Annotated in this window: 16 protein-coding genes; 6 read left to right on the top strand and 10 right to left on the bottom strand. The window is 70.2% G+C overall.

Annotated features, from left to right (window positions below):
• The first annotated feature begins 56 nt into the window (after positions 1–56).
• Positions 57–1,172, top strand: coding sequence for an epoxide hydrolase family protein (locus ACZ3I4_RS07065; protein WP_465380946.1), 1,116 nt, complete (start codon positions 57–59; stop codon positions 1,170–1,172).
• Between the two features lie 327 nt (positions 1,173–1,499).
• Positions 1,500–1,832, top strand: coding sequence for a YciI family protein (locus ACZ3I4_RS07070; RefSeq protein WP_465380947.1), 333 nt, complete (start codon positions 1,500–1,502; stop codon positions 1,830–1,832).
• Between the two features lie 68 nt (positions 1,833–1,900).
• Here ACZ3I4_RS07070 and ACZ3I4_RS07075 read toward each other — a convergent pair whose 3' ends face one another.
• The 4 genes from ACZ3I4_RS07075 to ACZ3I4_RS07090 all read right to left on the bottom strand — a co-directional run bounded on the left by ACZ3I4_RS07075 (position 1,901) and on the right by ACZ3I4_RS07090 (position 7,236).
• Positions 1,901–3,364, bottom strand: a complete 1,464-nt coding sequence (locus ACZ3I4_RS07075) for a protein adenylyltransferase SelO (protein WP_465380948.1) — start codon at positions 3,362–3,364, stop codon at positions 1,901–1,903.
• A 1,052-nt stretch (positions 3,365–4,416) separates the two neighbouring features.
• Entirely contained in the window at positions 4,417–5,061 is a 645-nt protein-coding gene (locus tag ACZ3I4_RS07080) for a response regulator (RefSeq protein ID WP_465381161.1), read from the bottom strand.
• Positions 5,062–5,089: 28 nt separating this feature from the next.
• The gene (locus ACZ3I4_RS07085; RefSeq protein WP_465380949.1) at positions 5,090–6,346 is read right to left on the bottom strand and encodes a sensor histidine kinase; all 1,257 of its coding nucleotides are present in this window, start codon (positions 6,344–6,346) and stop codon (positions 5,090–5,092) included.
• A complete protein-coding gene (locus tag ACZ3I4_RS07090; protein WP_465380950.1) occupies positions 6,343–7,236 on the bottom strand; it encodes a CPBP family intramembrane glutamic endopeptidase in 894 nt (297 codons plus the stop codon). Before ACZ3I4_RS07090 ends, ACZ3I4_RS07085 begins: the two co-directional genes overlap by 4 nt.
• 109 nt (positions 7,237–7,345) lie before the next feature.
• Here ACZ3I4_RS07090 and ACZ3I4_RS07095 point away from each other — a divergent pair, with 109 nt between their 5' ends.
• Positions 7,346–8,389 carry a hypothetical protein gene (locus tag ACZ3I4_RS07095; protein ID WP_465380951.1) on the top strand — a complete coding sequence of 348 codons (1,044 nt, stop codon included), beginning with the start codon at positions 7,346–7,348 and terminating at the stop codon, positions 8,387–8,389.
• Positions 8,371–9,030, top strand: a complete 660-nt coding sequence (locus ACZ3I4_RS07100) for an alpha/beta fold hydrolase (RefSeq protein WP_465380952.1) — start codon at positions 8,371–8,373, stop codon at positions 9,028–9,030. Before ACZ3I4_RS07095 ends, ACZ3I4_RS07100 begins: the two co-directional genes overlap by 19 nt.
• A gap of 1 nt (position 9,031) precedes the next feature.
• On the opposite strand, the gene ACZ3I4_RS07105 is transcribed toward ACZ3I4_RS07100, so the two are convergent.
• From ACZ3I4_RS07105 to ACZ3I4_RS07125, 5 genes are all read right to left on the bottom strand, one after another.
• Positions 9,032–10,555 carry a diguanylate cyclase domain-containing protein gene (locus ACZ3I4_RS07105; RefSeq protein WP_465380953.1) on the bottom strand — a complete coding sequence of 508 codons (1,524 nt, stop codon included), beginning with the start codon at positions 10,553–10,555 and terminating at the stop codon, positions 9,032–9,034.
• A gap of 330 nt (positions 10,556–10,885) precedes the next feature.
• Positions 10,886–12,316: an amino acid permease gene (locus ACZ3I4_RS07110; protein ID WP_465380954.1), complete on the bottom strand. Its 1,431-nt coding sequence runs from the start codon at positions 12,314–12,316 to the stop codon at positions 10,886–10,888.
• Positions 12,317–12,753: 437 nt separating this feature from the next.
• Entirely contained in the window at positions 12,754–13,365 is a 612-nt protein-coding gene (locus ACZ3I4_RS07115) for a HEAT repeat domain-containing protein (RefSeq protein WP_465380955.1), read from the bottom strand.
• Positions 13,366–13,500: 135 nt separating this feature from the next.
• Positions 13,501–14,991: a DHA2 family efflux MFS transporter permease subunit gene (locus ACZ3I4_RS07120; protein WP_465380956.1), complete on the bottom strand. Its 1,491-nt coding sequence runs from the start codon at positions 14,989–14,991 to the stop codon at positions 13,501–13,503.
• 84 nt (positions 14,992–15,075) lie between these two features.
• On the bottom strand, positions 15,076–16,296 hold the full coding sequence (locus ACZ3I4_RS07125) for a M48 family metallopeptidase (RefSeq protein ID WP_465380957.1): 1,221 nt from the start codon (positions 16,294–16,296) through the stop codon (positions 15,076–15,078).
• Positions 16,297–16,376: 80 nt separating this feature from the next.
• On the opposite strand from ACZ3I4_RS07125, the gene ACZ3I4_RS07130 reads away from it, so the two are divergent.
• Positions 16,377–17,324: a hypothetical protein gene (locus ACZ3I4_RS07130; RefSeq protein WP_465380958.1), complete on the top strand. Its 948-nt coding sequence runs from the start codon at positions 16,377–16,379 to the stop codon at positions 17,322–17,324.
• On the opposite strand, the gene ACZ3I4_RS07135 is transcribed toward ACZ3I4_RS07130, so the two are convergent.
• On the bottom strand, positions 17,325–18,497 hold the full coding sequence (locus ACZ3I4_RS07135; protein WP_465380959.1) for an NAD(P)/FAD-dependent oxidoreductase: 1,173 nt from the start codon (positions 18,495–18,497) through the stop codon (positions 17,325–17,327).
• Between the two features lie 170 nt (positions 18,498–18,667).
• On the opposite strand from ACZ3I4_RS07135, the gene ACZ3I4_RS07140 reads away from it, so the two are divergent.
• Complete coding sequence (locus tag ACZ3I4_RS07140; protein ID WP_465380960.1) at positions 18,668–20,470, top strand: peroxidase family protein; 1,803 nt, start codon at positions 18,668–18,670, stop codon at positions 20,468–20,470.
• Positions 20,471–20,481 lie beyond the last annotated feature (11 nt).

Genomic DNA, 20,481 nt, shown 5'->3' on the forward strand with positions numbered 1-20,481 from the left:
ATCGATGGAGTGAATCGGGACACTACGGTGCCTCTCGGGCGGCTAGGGTCGGGCCCATGCCGATGCTGCCCCCAGCCGAGCCGGCCGCGCTCGACGATCTCCGTTCCCGGTTGCTGGCCACCCGCTGGCCCGACGCGCCCGAGGACGCCGGCTGGGAGCTGGGCACCGACGTGGACTATCTGCGCGAGCTGGTGGCGTACTGGGCCGGCGGTTTCGACTGGCGCAAGCAGGAGGCCGCGCTCAACGAGTTCCCGCATGTGTGGCGCAACGGCATCCACGCGGTCCACGCCCCCGGCCGAGGCCCCGACCCGTTCCCGCTGATCCTCTGCCACGGCTGGCCCGACTCGTTCTGGCGCTACACCAAGGTGATCCCGCTGCTGGCCGACCCGGGCGCGCACGGCGGCGACCCGGCCGACGCGTTCCACGTCGTGGTGCCCGACATGCCCGGCTACGGCTATTCCGAGAAGCCGGCCCAGCCACTCAACTCGATCGACGTCGCCAACCTGTGGGCCGCGCTGATGACCGACCTGGGCCACCGCCGTTTCGGGGCCGCGGGCGGCGACATCGGCAGCCAGGTCGCCCGCTGTCTCGCCCTCGACCACCCCGGACGCGTCACGGCCGTGCACCGCACCGACGCCGGCCTGCCCGTCTTCACCGGCGACCCGGCCACGCTCACCCCCGCCGAACGCGACTTCCTCGCCCAGGCCGCCGCGTGGGGCGCGCGCGAGGGGGCGTACGGGATGATGCACCGCACCAAGCCGCAAACGGCCGCCGTCGGCCTGAACGACTCCCCCGCCGGCCTGGCCGCCTGGATCGTCGAAAAGCTGCGCGCCTGGAGCGACGGCGACAGCCTGACCAGGGACGACATCCTCACCAACCTCACCATCTATTGGCTGACCGGCACGATCGGCTCGTCCATGCGCATGTATGCCGCCAACGCCGCAATCGACCCGGCCCAGCTGCAACGCCGGGTCGAGGTCCCGTCCGGCTTCACCTTCTTCCCCGCCGACCTGCTCCACCCACCCCGCCCCTGGCTGGACCGCGTGGCCAACACCGTCCGGGTGACCGAGGCCCCGCGCGGCGGCCATTTCGCCGCCATCGAGGAACCCGAGATCTACGCCCAGGAACTACGCGAGTTCTTCCGCCCCTACCGGGTGAACGCTCATCGCTGAAAACCGACGCATCCGTACGCCCCGGCGACTCCCCAACCGCACCAACCCTGAACCGGGGCTTCCTCGCAAGCCACCGGCGCTCAAGGCCCGTGCCGCGACCACCGGCCGTGGCGGGTGGTCACCCCAGCCCTTGCTGTAGCGCCAGTCTTCTCCTGGCGTCAACAAGCGCGCGGATCGCGGCAAAGCCGGATTCGTCGACGGGCGGCGGGACCGCGTTCGAGTCTCCGCCAACTGGTTGCATTGCGGGATCAGTCACGTACCCTCACTCTGGTTGCTAAATGCAATCAGTTCTGGCGCAAGCCTGACACCGCACCAGAGGGGACCACTATGGCCAAGTTCGTGACGATCGGATACGGCGACCAGGCCGGGTACGACCGCGTCGACCCCAGCGTCCGGGACGCAGCGCACGCGCACGACGCCCGGCTGCGCCACGATGGAACCGACATGGGCGTCGCGGGCCGACCGGTCCAGGTCCGCAACCACTATGGCGCCGAAGTGATCACATCCGACGGGCCGTTCATGTCCTCCGCACTGCCGGTGGCCGGATTCGCCATCATCGAGGCCGCGACATTGGCCGAGGCCATCCGCATGGTGTCGCGGACGCCCTGCGCCGTCGCGCATGGCGTAGTCGAGGTCTGGCCGCTGCACGAGTCACCGTGACCGCCGACCACACCATCCGCTCATCGGCAGTGGTCACCAAGATGAGCGTGGGTGGCGAGCGCCGGTGTTCAGGTGCCGCAGAAGGTCCGGTAGGCGCCGAAGTCCGGCGGGGCCGCAGTGGCGTACCGCTCGAAGCCGGGACGCTCGTCGTACGGTGCGGTCACGGCCTCCACCAGCCGTTGGAACGGGTCCAGATCGCCGTCGGTCGCGGCGGTCAGGGCTTCCTCGACGAGGTGATTGCGGGGGATGTACAACGGGTTGACCCGGTCCATCGCGTCGGTGTCCGGGCCCAGGGCGCGCCACCGCGTCACCCAGTCGTCGACCGCCGCGAGATCGACGAAGAGGCGACGCACCGGCTGGGCATCGCCGCGTCCGGCAACGGCGAGGGCACGGAAGAACGAGGTGTGGTCGACGTGGTCCTTCTGGAGCAGCAGAAGCAGCTCCTGCACCAGCGGCGACACGACTGTCTGGTCGACGCTGCCGGACAGGCCGAGCTTGGCCCGCATGCCGGCTGACCAGGCAGCATCGTACTGAGGCCGGAAACCGCCCAGCGCCTGCATGGCGAGCGCGACCGCCTGCTCCTCGTCGTCGTGCAACAGCGGGAGGACGGCCTCGGCCAGCCGGGCAAGGTTCCACTCGGCGATCAGTGGCTGGTTGCCGTAGGCGTAGCGGCCACCGTGGTCGATCGAGCTGTAGACAGCGGCCGGGTCGAAGGCTTCCATGAACGCGCACGGCCCGTAGTCGATGGTCTCGCCGGAAATCGTCATGTTGTCGGTGTTCATCACCCCGTGCACGAAACCGACCAGCATCCACCGCGCAATCAGTGACGCCTGGGCGGCAACCACCGCCTCGAACAGAGCAAGATAGGGCTGTTCGGCCTCGGCGGCACCCGGGTGATGCCGGCTGATCGCGTGATCGGCGAGACGACGCAGGAGAGCAACGTCGCCCGTGGCCCGCGCGTACTGGAAACTCCCGACCCGCAGGTGACTGCTGGCGACCCGGGCGAGCACCGCCCCCGGCAACAAGTCCTCGCGGCGCACCGTGCGCCCGGTCGCCACCACAGCGAGAGAACGCGTCGTGGGGATGCCCAGCGCATGCATGGCGGCGCTGACTACGTACTCGCGCAGCATCGGGCCGACCGCGGCCAGGCCATCCCCGCCGCGCGCGAACGGCGTACGCCCGGAGCCCTTGAGATGCAGGTCCCGCACACGGCCGTCGACGTCGACCAGCTCGCCGAGTAACAGCGCCCGCCCGTCCCCGAGCCGCGGACTGAACCCGCCGAACTGATGCCCGGAGTAGGCCTGCGCCACCGGCGTGGCACCGTCCGGGACGCTGGTGCCGACCAGCAGCCCCACACCGTCCGGGCTGCGCAGCCCGGCGGCATCCAGACCCAGCTCGCCGGCCAGCGCCTCATCGAGCACGAGCAACCGCGGGTCCGGGGCCTGTTCGGCTCGCCAGGCAACGGCCATCTCCGGCAGCTCACGCGCGAAACGATGATCCAGGGCGACGGCAGACAGCGGAGCAACACTCACCAATCAAGGGTACCCACCGGCGCCGACCACGGCCCCGCGTCAACGGCCGCCGAGGCCAGTCGCGGGGTCGCCGCGTGCTCAGCAGCCGAGGCGGCGACAGCAGAGCGCGATTGGGCGCCGACCACCCACGGGTCCAGGATTTTGCTCCCGCTCTCGTAATCCAGCGATGTGACGAGTGAGACCGGTCGTGAACCAACCAGTCGGGATACCTGTCCCAACACTTTCAGCGACGCCGCGCGGCTCAATGAGCAAAGCCACAACGAAGAGACCCGAGCCGGCGGCAACCAGGGACGCGGAAACGGACAAGTTCATCGGGTCCAATGTCCTTACTTCCTTGGATTTGCAGCGATGGCGGCCTCGTCTCGGCTGGGCCTACTGCAGTAGCAGTCGACCTCTGTGACCGTTACGAGAAAATGTGACCGAGAAGGAATCCGATGCCGAATGCCACGACGAGTAAGACAGACGCTCCAACGGTCCATGAACGCCGCTGCCGGCCAACGCGGGCCGCATAAGTAGGATTCCCGGCTAATTGCACGACCGCCTGAGGCCCCAGCGGCGAATGCAAGGCGATGTTTGCTGCGGCCCCAACTGCCGTCCAAATCGCCGCATCTTGACCAATCTGGAGACTTTCGCATAGAACATCAAGAACCTGGTGGCCGTCCCGGTTGCTTGGGATCGTGATCCAACTGCCACTGTGCCGTGGCGCATCGGCGCTTGTCATAAGCCCAGTATCAGAGCAGCAGGTATACAGGAGAAGCTTCACAGAAATGATCGTTTGAGAGATGGTGGGAAGAATGCCGCCGCTGGACGCAGTGCGACCGAAGCCCGCTCTCTTTCTCAGCATGACCGAGTGCACTCAACTCGGATGATTGCGAGGGCCGGGCGCCGCGTCGCTGTCCCGAGGGTCGGCGAAGGCCCGGTCGAAATCGGGGTTGCCGGCGGCCGTCTCGCTGGCGCCGAAGATGCTGTTCTTCAGGCAGAACACAGGCCCTCGTGGCTCGACCGGCTGCCGGGAGCGGCCGGCGCAGCGGAGGCAAGGCTGCTCGAGCGGCTCAGCCCTTGAGGTACCGCAGGACGGCGAGCACCCGGCGGTGATCGGTGTCGGCGGCGGCCAGGCCGAACTTGCCGAAGATGGCGCTGACGTGCTTCTCGACAGTGCCGTCACTGACCGCGAGCAGGCGGGCGATCGCGGTGTTGGAGCGGCCCTCGGCCATCAGGGTGAGCACCTGCTGTTCCCGGGCGGTCAGCCGGTCGAGAGTTTCCCGCTGCCGATTCGCGCCGACCAGTTGCCTGACGACGTCGGGATCCAGCACGGTTTCCCCGGCCGCTACCCGGACCAGCGCCGACACGAAGGCTCGGACGTTCGTGACCCGGTCCTTGAGCAGGTATCCGACTCCGCCTGCGCGGACGGCAAGCAGATCGGTCGCGTATCGCGCTTCGATGTACTGGGAGAAGACCAGAACACCGCGTTGCGGATAGGTGCGGCGTAGTTCGACGGCGGCGCGCAGGCCCTCGTCAGTGTGTGTGGGTGGCATGCGGATGTCCACCACGGTGACGTCCGGGTCGTGCTCGGCTACGGCGGCGAGCAGCGCGTCGGCGTCGGCGACCGCGGCGACGACCTCGTGGCCGTAGGAGTCGAGCAGCTCGGCCAGGCCGTCGCGGAGGACGGCGGCGTCCTCGGCGATGACGACCCGCAGTCGCGACGGGGATGGTGACCAGTGCGGGTCAGACATGATCAGGTACCTCCACGGTGACGGTGCTCGGCCCGCCCGGCCTGCTGTCGACGCGCAGGCGGCCGTCGAACGCGCGCAGGCGATCGATCAGCCCGTCCAGCCCGGTGCCGCCGCCGAGGCGGACGCCGCCGTTCCCGTCGTCGGTGACCACGAGACGGATCACACCGTGCCGATCGCTCACGTCGATGGTGACCCGTCGCGCGCCGCTGTGCTTGGCGGCGTTGTTGACCAGTTCGGTGGCGCAGAAGTACAGGCAGGTCTCGACGACCGCGGCGGGGCGGCGCGGCAGGGTGACGGACAGGTCGACGGGAACGACGCTGCGGGCCGCGACCGTGTGCAAGGCGGCTTCCAGACCGCTGTCGAGAATCGGTGGATGGATGCCCTGAGCGAGGTCGCGCAGGTCGGCGATCGCTTCGGTGGCGCCGCGGTGTGCCGAGTCGATCAAGGCGAGGACGCGCTCCAGGTCCGGCGGTGCGGCGTCGCCGGCGAGCATGGTGCGGGCCATGTCCAAGCGCATCGCCAGGGCGACGAGCTGAGGTTGGGCGCCGTCGTGCAGGTTGCGTTCGATGGCTCGAAGCTTCGTCGCCGCGTCCCGCACAACGTGCGCGCGAGTCTGTTCCAGGTCACGGATCCGCTCGTCGCTGCGGCGTCCGCCGAGCAGGCCACGGATGAGCCAGGCGTCCGCTGCCACCGCGGCGCGCACCGCCCACGGCGCCAGGATGAGCAGGACGAGCCCGGCACCAGCGGTGGCGACGGCGCGCGGCCAGCTGTCCAGGTAGGTGTCTCCGAGCAGGCCGAGACCCGTGTGAGCGCGACCGTGGCTGTCGGTCTGCACCGGCACGAACGACCACCACGCCGGATAGGTCAGAGCGAGCAGGCCGTACCCCCAGAAGATCACCGTGACCGCGACGGCCAGCAAAGCCGCCGGCACCTTCACGACGCGGTACAGCACGGCGCGCCACCCGGCTGCGTCCTGCAGCCGGCTCCGGACCCACCCGGCCAGACCACGTCCCGGCCTGCGCGGGCCCGGAGGCTGCACGGTGACTCCGAGCAGCCGGCCGGCCAGCGCGCGATCCACGGCCGCCGCAGATCGTGCGGTGACCAGTGCGACAGCCAGCACCAGCAGCCCGACAACGGTGATCGACAGGGCGGCGCCGGCAAAGAGGAGCGCGGCGACTGCCACCATGCTCACCGCGGCCCAGGGGAAGCCGATCACCGCATACAGGAGCTCGGTGCGGGTTCGTCTCATGCCCGGACCCCGGCCGGCTTGCGGGCGCGGCTGTGCCAGCAGTACCCGGCGATCAACAGGACCTCCAGCAGGATCGTGAGCAGATCGGTGTCGGCATTGTTGGGCCCGCCGACCAGCAGCGACGGCCCGTGGAGCCGTACGTGCACAAACGCGTTGTGATAGTCGGGCTCACCGGCGACCCCCGTCCCGAAAAGGTAGTCCTGGGCCCAGTTCCAGGCGGCATGGAAGCTGATCGCCATCCATAGGGCGCCGGTCCGGAGCCGGGTGAGGACCATCAACGAGGAGAAGAGTACGAAGTCGAGCAAGCCGATCGCGGCGTGCACCGGTCCGGACGAGCCGCCGAGGAAGTGTCCCGAGGAGAAGAGCAGGCCGGTGGCGAGGACCGCCCAGAGCATCGGCAGCCGCTCGCGCAGGTTCTGAAAGATGTATCCGCGGAAGGCCACCTCCTCGGTCACCGCAGCGGTCCCGTAATACAGCAGACCGACGGCCAGCAGACCGATCGTTGCGGTCACGCCGCGTTCGGTCAGTTCCCAACCGGTGACCTTCGCTGTGCCGAGCGCCACCTGGACCGCGAACCAGAGACCGACCGCCGTCACTCCGGCCACGAACCCGCCGCCGATCCCGGCCAGTTGCCGGCGATCCGGTACGACCAGGCCGATGTCGCACCAGGAACGCCGGTCGACGAAGCGCCGGAACACCGCGGTCAGGCCGGCCACCGCACCGACCACGACGAGGTGACCGAGCACATTCCGTACGACGGTCGGCTGCGGGCCGGCGACCAGGTTCAGCACACCCCCGTACAGCGCGAACCAGCAGACGAAGTACCCGAAGATGCGCCACCCCGTCCGAGGGCGGCGCTCGCCATCGACAACAACCTGTTTGAACGACATGAGCCGAAACTAGGACCGCCGGCCCGGGCCGGTAATGATGCTGCCCGCCAGCAGGATCTGGGGGACAGCCCTACCCCGGGTTTCGCTGGCGGCTCTCTATCATCGTGCGGTGATCGAATCGGGAGGGCTGGTCGCGGAGGATGTGGCTCTGCGGGCGGCCGGGGCGGATGCCGTGGTCGTGCAGGCCGGGCCGGTGACGTACGCGCGCGGAGCGGAGGCCTTCGTGATTGTCGTTCCGTCCGGTGAGGCCGGCAGCCGGCTGGCCGGGCGGGACGAAGTGGAACTGCGTGAGCCGTTTCCGGCGCCGGTCGCCGAGTGGCTGCACAGCTTCGACCGGCCGTGGCTCGGGTTCGTGCGCGGGAACGCAGGCTGTTTCGCGCTCGGCCGGCTCCGCCAGGTGCGCACGTACGGTGCGGACCGGCCGGGGCAGCCCGGCGGGGTGGAGCTGCGCGAAGTCGGTCTGGAGCTGGAGCAGCCTCTCTCCCCCGCGCTGCTCGACCGGATGCGGTCCCGTCCGGCGCAGGCGTTGGCGGGGATCGGCTGGGTGGCCGACGTTCCGCGGGATCGGGTCGCGGCGATGCGGGCCTTCCTGCGGGGCTGGTATGCCGGCGTTCCGGCGGTCGAGCCCGCCGCCGAAGTGGCCGCGGTGCCGGTGCCGCCGCCGCTCGCCGCCTTCTACGAGCTGGCCGCGCGCAAGCCGGTGATCTACGGCGCCGTTCATCCGCCGGAGGAACTCGAGTACGACGAGGACGAGGGTGGTGTCGTCTTCGCCGCCGAGGAACAGGGCGCGTGGGTCAAGGTCATCGAGCCCGGTGAGGACGACCCGGTGGTGTACGACGACGGGGAACCGGATCGTGAACGGCTCAGCGGGGTGTTGCTGCAGCTGGCGCTGGTCGAGGCGGCGACATCTTCCCCGTACGGCGGTCAGGCCGTGATCACCGGTGAGCAACTGACCCGGTTGACGTCCGGGCTGACCCGGGTTCCGCTGGCGCCGGCGACGTTCCCCGAGCGGGACAGCATCGTGCACGTGGCGCCCGGTCTGGTGGCCGCCGCTCACCCGCACGAGGACGGGTTTCTGCTATATGTGGGTGCTCGGCAGGCGGAAGCGCTGCAGCGGGAGCACGGGGAGGCGCAGTGGCCACGTTCGTCCTGATCCACGGTGCGGGTGACGTCGGGTGGTATTGGCATCTGGTCGAGGCCGAGCTGCGGTCCCGCGGCCACGACACCGTCGCCCCCGATCTGCCGTGCGACGACGACTCGGCCGGCCTCGCCGAATATGCCGACGCGGTCGTGCAGGCGATCGGCGGCCGCACCGACGAGCTGGTCGTGGTCGGGCAGTCGGTGGGTGGGTTCACCGCGCCGCTCGTGTGCGAACGCGTTCCGGCTGACCTGCTCGTGCTGGTCGCTCCCATGATCCCGGCGCCCGGCGAGTCGGTCGTCGACTACTGGGCGAACACCGGATACGACCGGGAGCCGACCGGGGACTTCGACGGCACCATCGCGCTGTTCTATCCGGACGTCGAGCCCGGGCTGGCCGCCGAGGCCGTCGAGCGCGGCAAGGACCAGTCCGAGGCGCGGATGGCTGAGCCGTCGCCGATGCAGGAGTGGCCCGCCGTGCCCACCCGAGTGATCCTGTGCCGCGACGACCGCCTGTTCCCGCCGCGCTTCGTGCGCCGGGTCGCCCAGGAACGGCTGGGCATCACGCCCGACGAGATCGACGGAGGTCACACTCCCGCGCTGAGCCATCCGCGGGAGCTGGCCGCCCTGCTCGACAGCTACGTCGGCCGGGCCTGAGTCAGCGGGGCGTACGCGCCGGGGTCTGCGAATAGAGCTTCCAGCGCCCCTTGCCGGCGTGCTTGGCGGCGTACATGGCCAGGTCAGCGCTGCGCAGCAGGCTGCCCGCGTCGTCGCCGGGCTCGGCGCACGCGGCCCCGATGCTCGCGTTGGCGCACACCACCGTGTCGTCGAACGGGATCGGCACGGTGAGCTCGTCGAGGATCCGCTCGGCCGTACGCGCCGCGCCGTCACCCGCGCAGTCGCGCAGCAGCACCGCGAACTCGTCACCGCCGAGACGGGCGACCAGGTCCCCCGGGCGTACGGCGGAACGCAGTTTCTCGCCCACGCCGATCAGCAGCGCGTCACCCGCGGCGTGCCCGAGCGAGTCGTTGACCGCCTTGAACCCGTCGAGGTCGATCAGCAGCACCGCCGTCCGGCCGGGCAGCGCCTGCGAGACCTCGTCGTAGAAGTGCGTGCGGTTGGCCAGCCCGGTCAGGCCGTCGGTCAGCGCCTGGTGCCGCAGCCGGGCCTCGTGTTCCCGCAGGTCGGCCAGGGTGGCGTCGAGCTGTTCGATGAGGCGCGTGTTGTCGCGGAAGGCGGCCAGCTGGCGGCCCACGACCAGCATGAAGATCAGGCCGAGCCCGGTGATCGCGCCCCACAGGCGGGGGTCGGGGCCCGCGGGCAGGACGACGACAACCGACACGAAGGCAACGGCGATGGACCCGTACGGGAGAAGGCTGTAGGTCTTGCGGCGACGGGAAGCGGTCGCGGTCTCGGCGTCGCGGGTCACCAGCTCCTGCAGGCGCGGGCCGATCAGGACGAGCATCGACGGCAGCAGACGGACGGCGTACACGTGGGCGGGCATCGGGCCGTCGGCGGCCGGCGCCAGGAAGAAGCCGAACGCGTTGACGACCGCCGCGGCGACCATCGACAGGGCGGCGCCCCGGTTCATCGGGGCGTTGCCGCTGAGCACCAGCTTCACCGCGGCGAACCCGGCAGTCAGGATGACCGCGCCCGTGGAGAGCGTGCTCAGCACGTGGCCCTGCGCGTCCGGTCCGACGGCGAAGCACCAGGCCACGACGGCGCCGCCGATGAGCACGGTGGTCGCGTCGAGCCAGAACGCGAGCAGCTCCGGGCGGGTGCGTCCGGGCATGGGGTGGGCCAGCATCGCGATGATCAGCGCGCCGACGCCGGCCGCGAAGCAGGCGCTCTGGAACGCGCCGCCCACCGTCGACCACTGGTCCTCGCCGCGCAGCGCGATGACCATCTGCGCCGTGTCACCGGCCACGAACAGCGCCGCCGCGCCGCAGAGCACCTTCCAGAACCGGCGGGCGGGTCCGGTGGTGAGCCGATAGACCCGCCACGACCCGTACACCAGCAGCGCGTCGAGCGGCGGCTGGAACGCCCAGAAGAGCTGGACCTGCCGGTTGGCCTGGCCCGCGTACGCGAAAAGCAGCACGCATCCGGCCAGCGCCCACAGCGCCGCCGCGATGATGACGGGATCCCGGCGGAACGCGACGAGACCCGACCTGTGCTGGTTCACTCAGACGGTATCGACACCGGGAGCCCCGGTCTGAGGGTTACGCCGCCCTTCAGGAACGGGATCGTGGGGAACGCGCCCCGCCCGGCCGGGAAGGCGACCGGCGCACCCTGATCGGCGCCACGTCGGCCGGCCGGACCCGCCGGCACCCTCCGCCGGTCACCGGTCGTGCGACCCCGTTGCCCGCCGGCGAGCACTGCCTCCGCCGCCAGAAGAACGACCACTGCATACCGCCACTCCTCACCACGCCCGGAACAGTGTCGGTCATCCGCCCGGCCCCCGGCCACCCGCCCTCAGCACGCTGTCAGCTTCGGCACACGGGATCGCCGCGGTTCACTCGCGGTGTGACCGCTCCGAGTTGAGCTTGGAATGGTGGCGGCCGTAGAAGTAGTACAGGATCAGGCCGAGCACGAACCACACGGCGAAACGCAGCCAGGTCACCGGGTCGAGGAAGGTGATCAGCCAGATGGAGAAGACCACGCCGACGGCCGGGATGATCGGCATGCCCGGCAGGCGGAACGTACGGGGAATGTCCGGGCGGCGGTAACGCAGCACGATGACGGCCACGCAGACGACGACGAAGGCCAGCAGGATGCCGATGTTCGTCAACTCGGCCGCCTCACGGATCGGCAGGAAGCCCGCGATGACCGCCGAGGCGATGCCGGCGATCCAGGTGACCCGGGTCGGCACCCGGCGCGTGGGGTGCAGTTTGCCGAACCAGGCGGGCAGCAGGCCGTCGCGGCTCATCGAATACCAGACCCGGGTGACGCCGAGCATGAAGGTGAACATTACGGTCAGGATGCCGATGATGGCGCCGACCGCGATGACGTCGGCCAGGCCGGAGAGCCCGACCGCGGCGAACGCCGAGGAGAAGCCGCTCTCCGGGTCGATCTCCCGGTAGTTCTGCATGCCGGTCAGCACCAGCGTGGCCATCACGTACAGGACCATCGAGATGATCAGCGAGTAGATGATGGCCTTGGGCAGGTGGCGGCGGGCGTCCTTGGACTCCTCGGCGGCCGTGCTCATCGCGTCGTAGCCGAAGACCGCGAAGAACACGGTGGCCGCGCCGGTGATCGCGCCGCTCCAGCCGAACGGGAAGAACGGGTCGTAGTTCGACCGGTTGATGTGGAAGACGCCGACCCCGACGACCAGCAGCACCACCAGGACCTTGAGGATGACCACGACGGTCTCGGCCCGGGCCGCGGCCCGGATCCCGCGATTGAGCATGTACGCGATGAGCAGGCACAACAACACCGCGAAGAGGTCGACCACGTGCCCGTCGCCGGTGCCGGGCGCGCCGAGCATCCAGGCCGGCAGGTCCACCCCGATCTCGGCCATCAGGAACGAGAAGTAGCCGCTGATGCCGATGGCCACCACGGAGACGATCGCCGTGTATTCCAGCAGCAGGTCCCACCCGATGAACCACGCGACGACCTCGCCCAGGACGACATAGCCGTACGTGTACGCCGAACCGGCCTTGGGGATCATGCCGGCGAACTCGGCGTAGCTGAGCGCGGCCGCGGCGCTGGCGATGCCCGCGATCAGGAACGAGAACAGCACGGCGGGCCCGGCCGTCTCGTTGGCCACCGCCCCGGCCAGCGCGAAGATCCCGGCGCCGATGATGCCGCCGACGCCGATGGCGGTCAGCTGCCACAGCCCGAGGGACCGGTTGAGGTCGGTGTCCCCTTCGCCGGACACGTCGTCGACCGGTTTGCGGCGGAAGATCCCCGATCCCCGGCCGAACCGCTGCGGTGACACGGACATGGCGGCCTCCTGACGTGAGCGCTCCTCTCGGAGTACCACGCCGGGCCGCTTTTCGCATCTACAGACATGGATGCGAGCGCCGCTCAGCCCCGGGCCAGCGCCACGGCGATGAACAGCCCGTAGAAGATGATGAAACCCGCGATGAGGGCGATCGTCGTTCCGGGCCCGATCGAGTGTTCCGGCTCCTCGTCATCCACAACTGCCCAACGAGCCCCAACGCCGCAAATCGACGCCCATTCACCCGTACGAGTCCCGGCCGCGACCTGGAGAGCGGCGAGCCGGGCGCGGTACGGCGGGCCGGGCGTGGCGGGCCGGGCGTGGCGGGCCGGGCGTGGCGGGCCGGGCGTGGCGGGCCGGGCGTGGCGGGCCGGCGTGGCGGGCCGGGCGTGGCGGGCCGGGCATGGACCCCGCCGGCGCGGTAAACCGGTGGAAGCGCGTCAGCGGCAGAGGCGGGACATCAGATCGTCGGCGGCGGCCTGCCACGCGCCCTCGGCGCGGTCGGTGATCTTTTCCAGGAGGGCGGGGACGCCGTCGACCTGGCGGCGGTCGCCCGACCAGCGCAGCAGCGTGTTGGCCGCGTGATAGCGGACCTGGAATTCGGGATCGCGCACCGCGGCCGCCAGCGACTCCACCAGGGCCGTGCTGGGCGGGAAGGCGCCCAGGGCGACGGCGGCGTCGAGGCGTACGAACTCGGAACTACTCTCGGCCAGGACGCCGGCGATCGGCGTGGCCCAGCCCGGGTCGCGCGTCAGAGCGTAGAGCGCCTCGGCCACCCGGATGCGGAACTCGCCGGTGGCGTGGATGAGCGCGGTGCGCAGGATGCTGACGGCGTCGGCGGGGGCGAGCCCGGCCGCGGCCAGGCCGGTGAACGACTGGGCCGCCACAGTGTCACCGGCGGACAGACCGGCCCGGAGCATGAGCTCGACCCGTTTGGGTTCGCGGCGCGCGGCCTCGATCAGGGCCGTGAACTGTGGCCCCTCGCGCCACACCACGTAGGGGTCGCCGAAGATCTCCTGTCGCCACTGCCGCCACTCCGCATCCCCGTTCATCGACGGACATTATTACCAGGTCTAGCTGAGAGTGGTCACATCGCCACCCGATCGATGCCCAACTGGCACAAATGTGAAGCCGCCGCGATCGAGATTCATGATCGCGGCGGCTGGGTGGAGCGGAGCGGGAAGGCGTCAGTGGGCCATGGCCTTCGGCGCGTCGGGGTCGACGGCCAGCGGGCCGGTGCGGAACAGCAGGGCCGACACCACGGCGCAGGCCAGGAACAGCCCGCACGACCACCAGAACACGGTGTGATAGCTGGCCAGCGAGGCCTCGGCCATCAGGGTGGCCGACTTGGGGTGCGAGGTGGCGTAGTTCGTAGCCGCGGTGGCCGCGAACGAGCTCAGCAGGGCCGTGCCGATCGAGCCGCCGATCTGCTGCACGGTGTTGATCATTGCGGAGGCCACGCCCGCGTCGCGGTGCTCGACACCGCTGGTGGCGGCGTTCTGGGTGGGCGCGAACACCAGACCGAGGCCGAGGCCGATGACGAGCAGGCCGGGCAGGACGCCGGAGGCGTACGTCGAGTCGAGGTCGAGGCGGGTCAGGAAGGCCATGCCGCCGGCCGCGATCAGCGCGCCCAGCGGAACCAGCGGACGCGGACCGATCTTGGGCGTGAGCATCGAGCCGGCCGTGGTGGCCGAGAGCATGATCGAGCCGAGCATCGGCAGGAAGGCCAGGCCGGTCTGCACGGGCGTGAAGCCGAGGTTGCCGACCAGGTAGTAGGTGAGGAACAGGAAGATGCCGAACATGCCCATGCCGGAGATGCTGATCGCGGCGTAGGAGCCGCCCCGGTTGCGGTCGAGCACGACGCGCAGCGGCAGCAGCGGGTTGGTGACGCGCAGCTCGATCACCACGAAGGCGACCAGCAGCACCACACCACCGATCATCGGGACCAGGGCGGTGGCCGAGGACCAGCCGTCGGTCTCGACCTTGCCCAGCCCGAACACCAGGCCGACGAGACCGGCGACCGACGTGATCACGCCGGGAACGTCGATGCGGGCCCGCGACCGGACCGGCTCGTCCGTGAGCTTGAGCAGCGCGCCGGCGACGGCGATGGCCGCGATGACCAGGTTGACGAACAGGCACCAGCGCCACGAGGCGTACTCGGTCAGCACACCGCCGAGCAGCAGGCCGACCGCGCCGCCGGCGCCCGAGATGGCGCCGAAGATGCCGAACGCCTTGCCGCGCTCGGCCGGCTCGGTGAAGGTCGTGGACAGCAGCGAGAGCGCGGCCGGGGCCAGGGCGGCTCCGAAGGCGCCCTGCAGCGCGCGGGCCACGATCAGCATCTCCAGGCCGTCGGCGGCGCCGCCCAGGGCCGAGGCCAGCGCGAAGCCGACCAGGCCGATGAGGAACATGCGCTTGCGGCCGAAGAAGTCCGACAGGCGCCCGCCGAGCAGCAGCAGGGATCCGAAGGCGAGCGCGTACGCCGTCACGACCCACTGCCGGTCGGCGTCGGAGAAGGCGAGGTCGGCCTGGGCCGTGGGCAGCGCGATGTTCACGATGGTCGCGTCGAGCACCACCATGAGCTGGGCCATCGCGAGCACCACGAGGGCCCACCAGCGCCCGGACGATGCCGGGGGTGCGGCCGGCGGCACCGCTTGGCGGGACTGAGTGTCGGTGGTCATCCGTAACCTTCCACGAGCGCGGGTTCGAGTCATGTCCCGCATCGGCAGAAGGCCGGTCGTTCATGAGCCACCTATAGGCGGAAGCTACCGATCGGCAACCAGATCGCGACGGGCCCGGTCCGCGTACGTCGCGAGTTCGTCGTCGATGCGCGCCGACTCCGGCTCGGTCAGCGTCACCGCGGCGTTCCGGGGCGGGCGCCGCTCGAGCATCTCGGCCCGCAGCCCCGACGGCGGGTGCGAGGCGAACAGCGACACGTCGGAGTGCCGGCTCAGCTTGCGCAGCAGCGGGATGTTCGGGGCCTGGTTGTCCCGCGCGACGACGGCGGCGGCCCGCCAGGCCTGCGGCCCGTTGCCGGCGCGGGCCTCCCGGCGGACGACGGTGTCGAGGGCGGTGGTGATCAGCAGGTGGTCGGCCAGGCGTACGGCGGCCGGGGTGCCACCGGCGCGGGCGCCCAGCTCGTCAGCGAGATATTCCGCGCGCTGCGAATCGCGCTGGCTGGTCCAGACGAGCAGCAGGTGCAGCGCCATCGCCGTACGGGAAAGGATCCACCCGATGCCCCGGGTGAGCATGCCGACGAAGCCCCCGTCGCTGCCGTCCGCGTCGAGCAGGTGCGCCACCCGTCCCAGCGTGGTCTCGGCGACCTGGGTGAGCGGGCCCCGGCGGACGTCGCCGTTGACGAAGTGCCCGAGCTCGTGACCGAGCAGCGCGACCCGTTCCTGCGAGCCGAGCGTCGCCCACAGCGGCAGGCCGAGGCCGAGAACCCGCCGTCGGCGCACACCGACCGTGGTGGTGTACGCATTCAGGTCGTACCCGAGCACGATGATCTCTGGCATGGGCGCGCCGATTTCACCGGCCACCCTCTGCACCAGCCCGAACAGCGCAGGCGCGGCCGCCGGGTCGAGTTCGGGGGCGCCGCCGAGCCGGCCGAACCGGGGCCGCAGCAGGATCGCGACCGACAGCAGCACGATCCCGAGCACCGTGGCCACGCCGAAGAAGTCAAAGAAGATCAACCACGTTCCGAGTACGCCCAGAGCCAGCACCCCGGCCAGCAAGAGAGCCGCGGCCGCGAGGGTCACCACGCGCGCGGCCCGGCCCGCCGGCCGACCGGCGCTGAGCGCCTCGAACTGCCCGGCGGTCAGCCGGTAGGCCACCCGGTGCAACCGCCGGTCCACCCACCGCCAGCCGAAGACGACGTCGGTGACCGCGTCGAGGTTCCAGTCGCAGGCCGGGCACCAGCGCTGCGGACGGCCGAGGGCGACGGTCGGCTCCGCGCACTGCGGGCAGGCGGTCACGGTGGTGGTCATGGGCGAAGATCATGCACGGCGGGGCGGCGGCGCGCGACCCCGTATCGACCGGTGTGGTTCTTGGCTGCGACCATGAGCGCATGCGTCGGCCGCGGCTGCCCGGGAGCAGATACTGGTTGTCCTATCTGTACGCCGGGATCGGCGCGCTGTTGCTGCTGGGCAGCTTCCTCATGCTCTATCCGCTGCGCCACACCGACGGCTTCGGCGACGAACTGCGCATCAACGTCGGCGCCAACCTGTTCGACCTGGTCCTCGCGGTGCTCGTGCTGCAACCGCTGGTGCTGTCGTTCAACCGCAACGCAGTGCGCTGGCGCACCCGGCTCGACTACCGCGAGGTGATCCGGCGCATCGACCGCTCGTCGGACCGCGTGGACATCTGGAAACACTGGACCGGCCTGCTCGAGCCGGCGAACCTGGACGCGTTCCGCGCCGCCGTGATGTCGGCGCTCGACCGCGGCGTCCATTTCCGCATCATGCTGACCGACCCGTCGTGCCCCGACGCCGCCGAACGGGCCCGGCAGGTCGCGCCGACCGACGCCATCGCGCTGATGCGGCTGAACATCGAGCGGCTCGACGCCTTTCTGCTGTCCCTGCCCGAGCGGCACCGCGAACGGTTCCAAGTCAAGATCAGCCAGGTCGGGCCGGCCCACGCCTTCTACCGGGTCGACGACTGGCTCTCGTACGGGCTGTTCCGCGACCGCCGGATGAGCGAGAACCACCAGCGTGAGGTCCGCGTCCGCGGCGATGTGGGCGGGCTCGCGCTGGAGGCGTTCACGACCCGGTGGAGCGCCGCCGGGCTGCAGAGCCTCCCGGACCACTACCGCGTCCGGGTCCGCGGCCTCGACCTGCGATATGTGCTGCACGACGGCGAGCACTGGGTCGACATCGGCGAGAGTGAACTGCCGCGTGAGGTGGCCGCCACCACCCTCGCCGACGTCGGCCCGGAAACGCGCAAGAACGTGCTGGCCCTGTACTCCGCGAAATACGGGCCGGGCCGGCACGCCGTGCTGCTGCGACTGGCGACCTGATCAGGCCATCAGCCTGCCGAGGTTTTCCGGAGCGAAGAACTCGGCCGGGGAGATGACCCCGGAGTTGAGGCGGGCGAACGCGTCCATGGCCGGCTGCTTGCCCGCGATCCCGGAGACGAGCTGGATCATCTGCTCGTCCGGCGGCTGCAGCGAGGCGATGCCCAGCGTCATCTGGTAGTGCGGCATCGCCCGGGTGTCGCGGCGGGACTGATAGCCGGCGAGCGCGTCGTCCCACGGCTTGCCCGCGCCCAGCGTCTCGTCGAGCGCCTCGGCCAGGCCCTCCGCGTCGAGGAAGGCGTCGGTGATGCCCTGCGCGGTGATGAAGTCGCGGCTGTAGCCGGCGTCACCGACCAGAGCCCAGCCTTTCCCGTACGGGACCCGGAAGTAGTTGGGGACCGAGGTGCCGGCGAACTTCTCCTCGCGCCGGGCGTCCCGGATCCGCTCGGCGAACTCGGGTGACGTCTCGAACGTGGCCATCAGCGTGGCCTCGACGTCGTTGCGGTGCTCGGCCAGTTCCGCGTGCGGCCAGCCGCCGATCACGAGCGTGAGATCGTCGTTGGTCGGGCACACCGCCCAGCCCCGGCCCGGCCGGCTGTAGGCCTCGAACGAGTCGGTCGGCAGGTTGCTCCAGTACGAGTAGTAGCCCACAGTCAGCGGCGGCACCTCCTCGTACGCGGCCGGTTGCACGGCCTTGGCCACCACCGAGTTGCGCCCGTCCGCGCCGACGACCACGCGGGCCCGCTCGACCTGCCCGCCGCTGCCCCGGATCCCGGTGACCCGCCCGTCCTCGACCAGCACGTCCTCCACCGTGAAGCCCTCGCGCACCTCGGCTCCGGCGGCCGCGGCGGCATCCACGAGGATCTTGTCGAGCAGCGGGCGGCGAGGCGCATAGGCGTACGGGGAATCGGCCGTGCCCGGCGCCCCGGCCAGCTTGAGCGGCCCGAAGTCGAACGAGTAGCGCCCGACCGGCGGGCACCCGGTCGCCACGACCTGGTCGAGCAGCCCCCACCGCTGCAGCGCGGAGGCGCCCGGCGGGTGGATGACATGGGTGGACACCGTGTCGCTGGGGAAGGTCGCCCGGTCGACCAGCAGCGTCCGGTAGCCCCGGCGGGCGAGCAACATGGCCAGCGGCGACCCGGCGCAGCGGGCTCCGATCACAATGACGTCGTACACCCCGCCATAGTGGACGACACCGCTCCCCCTGTCGATCCCCGATTCCGCATCGCCCGGTGTTGCTGGCCCTTGTCCGCTTGGGGACACAACTCTGGTGACCATTCCCCCATGCGCGCAAATGTGGGCTCGCGCCCTCTTCGGACGCTTGGCGCAAACGAGGGGAATGGACCATGACCGCACCAGACAAAAAGCAGTATCGCCGGATGCTGTCCAACATCCGGCACGGCAGCCAGGTATTACCGGATAGCGCACCCGGGGCGCAGCGGACCGCGGCCGGACTGGAAAGTGCCACACTGCTGAGCGCCGCCGCCGATCTGCCGGTGGGCGCTCAGGCCGAGATAGCGGAAGTGTCGAGCCCCTTCGATTACATGTTCGGCGATCTCGCGGCCGGTTTTCCGGCCCATCACATCCCGGGTGACCCGGCCGACGTGCGGCGGCAGCTGACGGCTCTCGGCATCGCGATAGCCACCGAGACGGCGGCCCCGGACGATCCCATGGAGGGCGCCGACACCTCGGTCATCCCGGCGATCTACACGTACTGGGGCCAGTTCATCGACCACGACATCACGGCCAACACCGACCGGAACAACGAGCTGACCGACCTTCGCAAGCCGGATCTGAAGCCGATCAACCCGCAGGTGGTCCGCGAATATCTGCGGAATCTGCGGCAGCCCACCCTCAACCTGGACTCGGTCTACGGCGACGGGCCGGACTTCGCCGGCGAGGGCACCACTTCGGCCGCGCTCTACAACGGGATCGAATTGCGCGTCGACGACACTTTCTCGGGTCCGGCAATCCGCGGCGACCGCATTCCGCCGGTCGACGACCTCCAGCGCGACCTGCCCCGGCAACTCGACGCCAATCTGCCCGCCGATGCCACCGAGGAACAGCGGCAGATTCACCGGACCACGGCGATCATCGGCGACGCCCGGAACGACGAGAATCTCATCGTCGCCCAGCTTCACGTGGCCTTTCTGCGATTCCACAACAATGTCGTCAAGCACCTGCGCGAAACCAGCAACGGGTATCAGAAGAGTGAACAGGAAATCTTCCTGCAGGCCCGTGACCTCGTCCGCTGGCACTACCAGTGGCTGGTGGTGCACGACTTCCTGAAGACCATCGCCATGCCTGGCACGGTCGACAAGGTGCTGCTGGACGGGAACCGCCACTACGTGCTCCAGGACGGCCAGGAGCCGTACATGCCGATCGAGTTCTCGGTGGCGGCGTACCGGTTCGGGCACAGCATGGTGCGGTCGCTCTACGACTACAACCGCAACTTCGGCCGCAAGGACGGCGGGCGGGGCGTTGTTCTGCCCTCGGCCCCGTTCGGGTTGCTGTTCGCCTTCACCGGCGGCCACAAGAACCCGTTCGCCGGCTCCAGCGACTCGACCCTGCCCTTCAACTGGGTGGTCGAATGGTCGCGGTTCGTCGACAAGGGCGACGGCACCTCCGACCACTTCGCGCGCCGGATCGACACCAAGCTGGCCGAGCCGCTGTCCAAGATGGTCAACCAGGTGTCCGGCGAAGACGAGAACGCCCCGGCCGACATCCAGGCGATGCTCAAGGGCCTGGCGATCCGTAACCTGCTGCGGGGCTACCACCTGTCCCTGCCGACCGGCCAGGCCGTCGCGGCCAAGGTCGGCGCCCGCCCGCTGACCACCGACGAGCTGCAGCGCGGCAATTCGCAGGAGGTCAACGACGCCCTCCAGCCGTTCCTCGAGCACACGCCACTGTGGTTCTACGTCCTCAAGGAGGCCGAGGTCCGCTGCCACGGCAACTTCCTGGGCGAAGTGGGCAGCCGCATCGTCGCCGAGACCCTGATCGGGCAGTTGCGCGCCGACCCCGAGTCCTACCTGGGCCGCTACCGCGGCTGGAACCCGGCCCAGGGCGTACGCCTGCCCAACGGCGAGCCGATCGTCACGATCACCGACCTGTTCCGCTTCGCCGGCGTCTTCCCGATCGACCCCACATAAAGCGCCCGAAC

The organism is Actinoplanes sp. NPDC021490, assembly GCF_055562135.1.

Bases quoted from the DNA above. Each gene is read 5' to 3' on its own strand.
- ACZ3I4_RS07065 (WP_465380946.1), top strand. From the start codon at position 57: ATGCCGATGCTGCCCCCAGCCGAGCCGGCCGCGCTCGACGATCTCCGT.
- ACZ3I4_RS07070 (WP_465380947.1), top strand. From the start codon at position 1,500: ATGGCCAAGTTCGTGACGATCGGATACGGCGACCAGGCCGGGTACGAC.
- ACZ3I4_RS07085 (WP_465380949.1), bottom strand. From the start codon at position 6,346: ATGAGACGAACCCGCACCGAGCTCCTGTATGCGGTGATCGGCTTCCCC.
- ACZ3I4_RS07090 (WP_465380950.1), bottom strand. From the start codon at position 7,236: ATGTCGTTCAAACAGGTTGTTGTCGATGGCGAGCGCCGCCCTCGGACG.
- ACZ3I4_RS07110 (WP_465380954.1), bottom strand. From the start codon at position 12,316: ATGTCCGTGTCACCGCAGCGGTTCGGCCGGGGATCGGGGATCTTCCGC.
- ACZ3I4_RS07115 (WP_465380955.1), bottom strand. From the start codon at position 13,365: ATGAACGGGGATGCGGAGTGGCGGCAGTGGCGACAGGAGATCTTCGGC.
- ACZ3I4_RS07120 (WP_465380956.1), bottom strand. From the start codon at position 14,991: ATGACCACCGACACTCAGTCCCGCCAAGCGGTGCCGCCGGCCGCACCC.
- ACZ3I4_RS07125 (WP_465380957.1), bottom strand. From the start codon at position 16,296: ATGACCACCACCGTGACCGCCTGCCCGCAGTGCGCGGAGCCGACCGTC.
- ACZ3I4_RS07130 (WP_465380958.1), top strand. From the start codon at position 16,377: ATGCGTCGGCCGCGGCTGCCCGGGAGCAGATACTGGTTGTCCTATCTG.
- ACZ3I4_RS07140 (WP_465380960.1), top strand. From the start codon at position 18,668: ATGACCGCACCAGACAAAAAGCAGTATCGCCGGATGCTGTCCAACATC.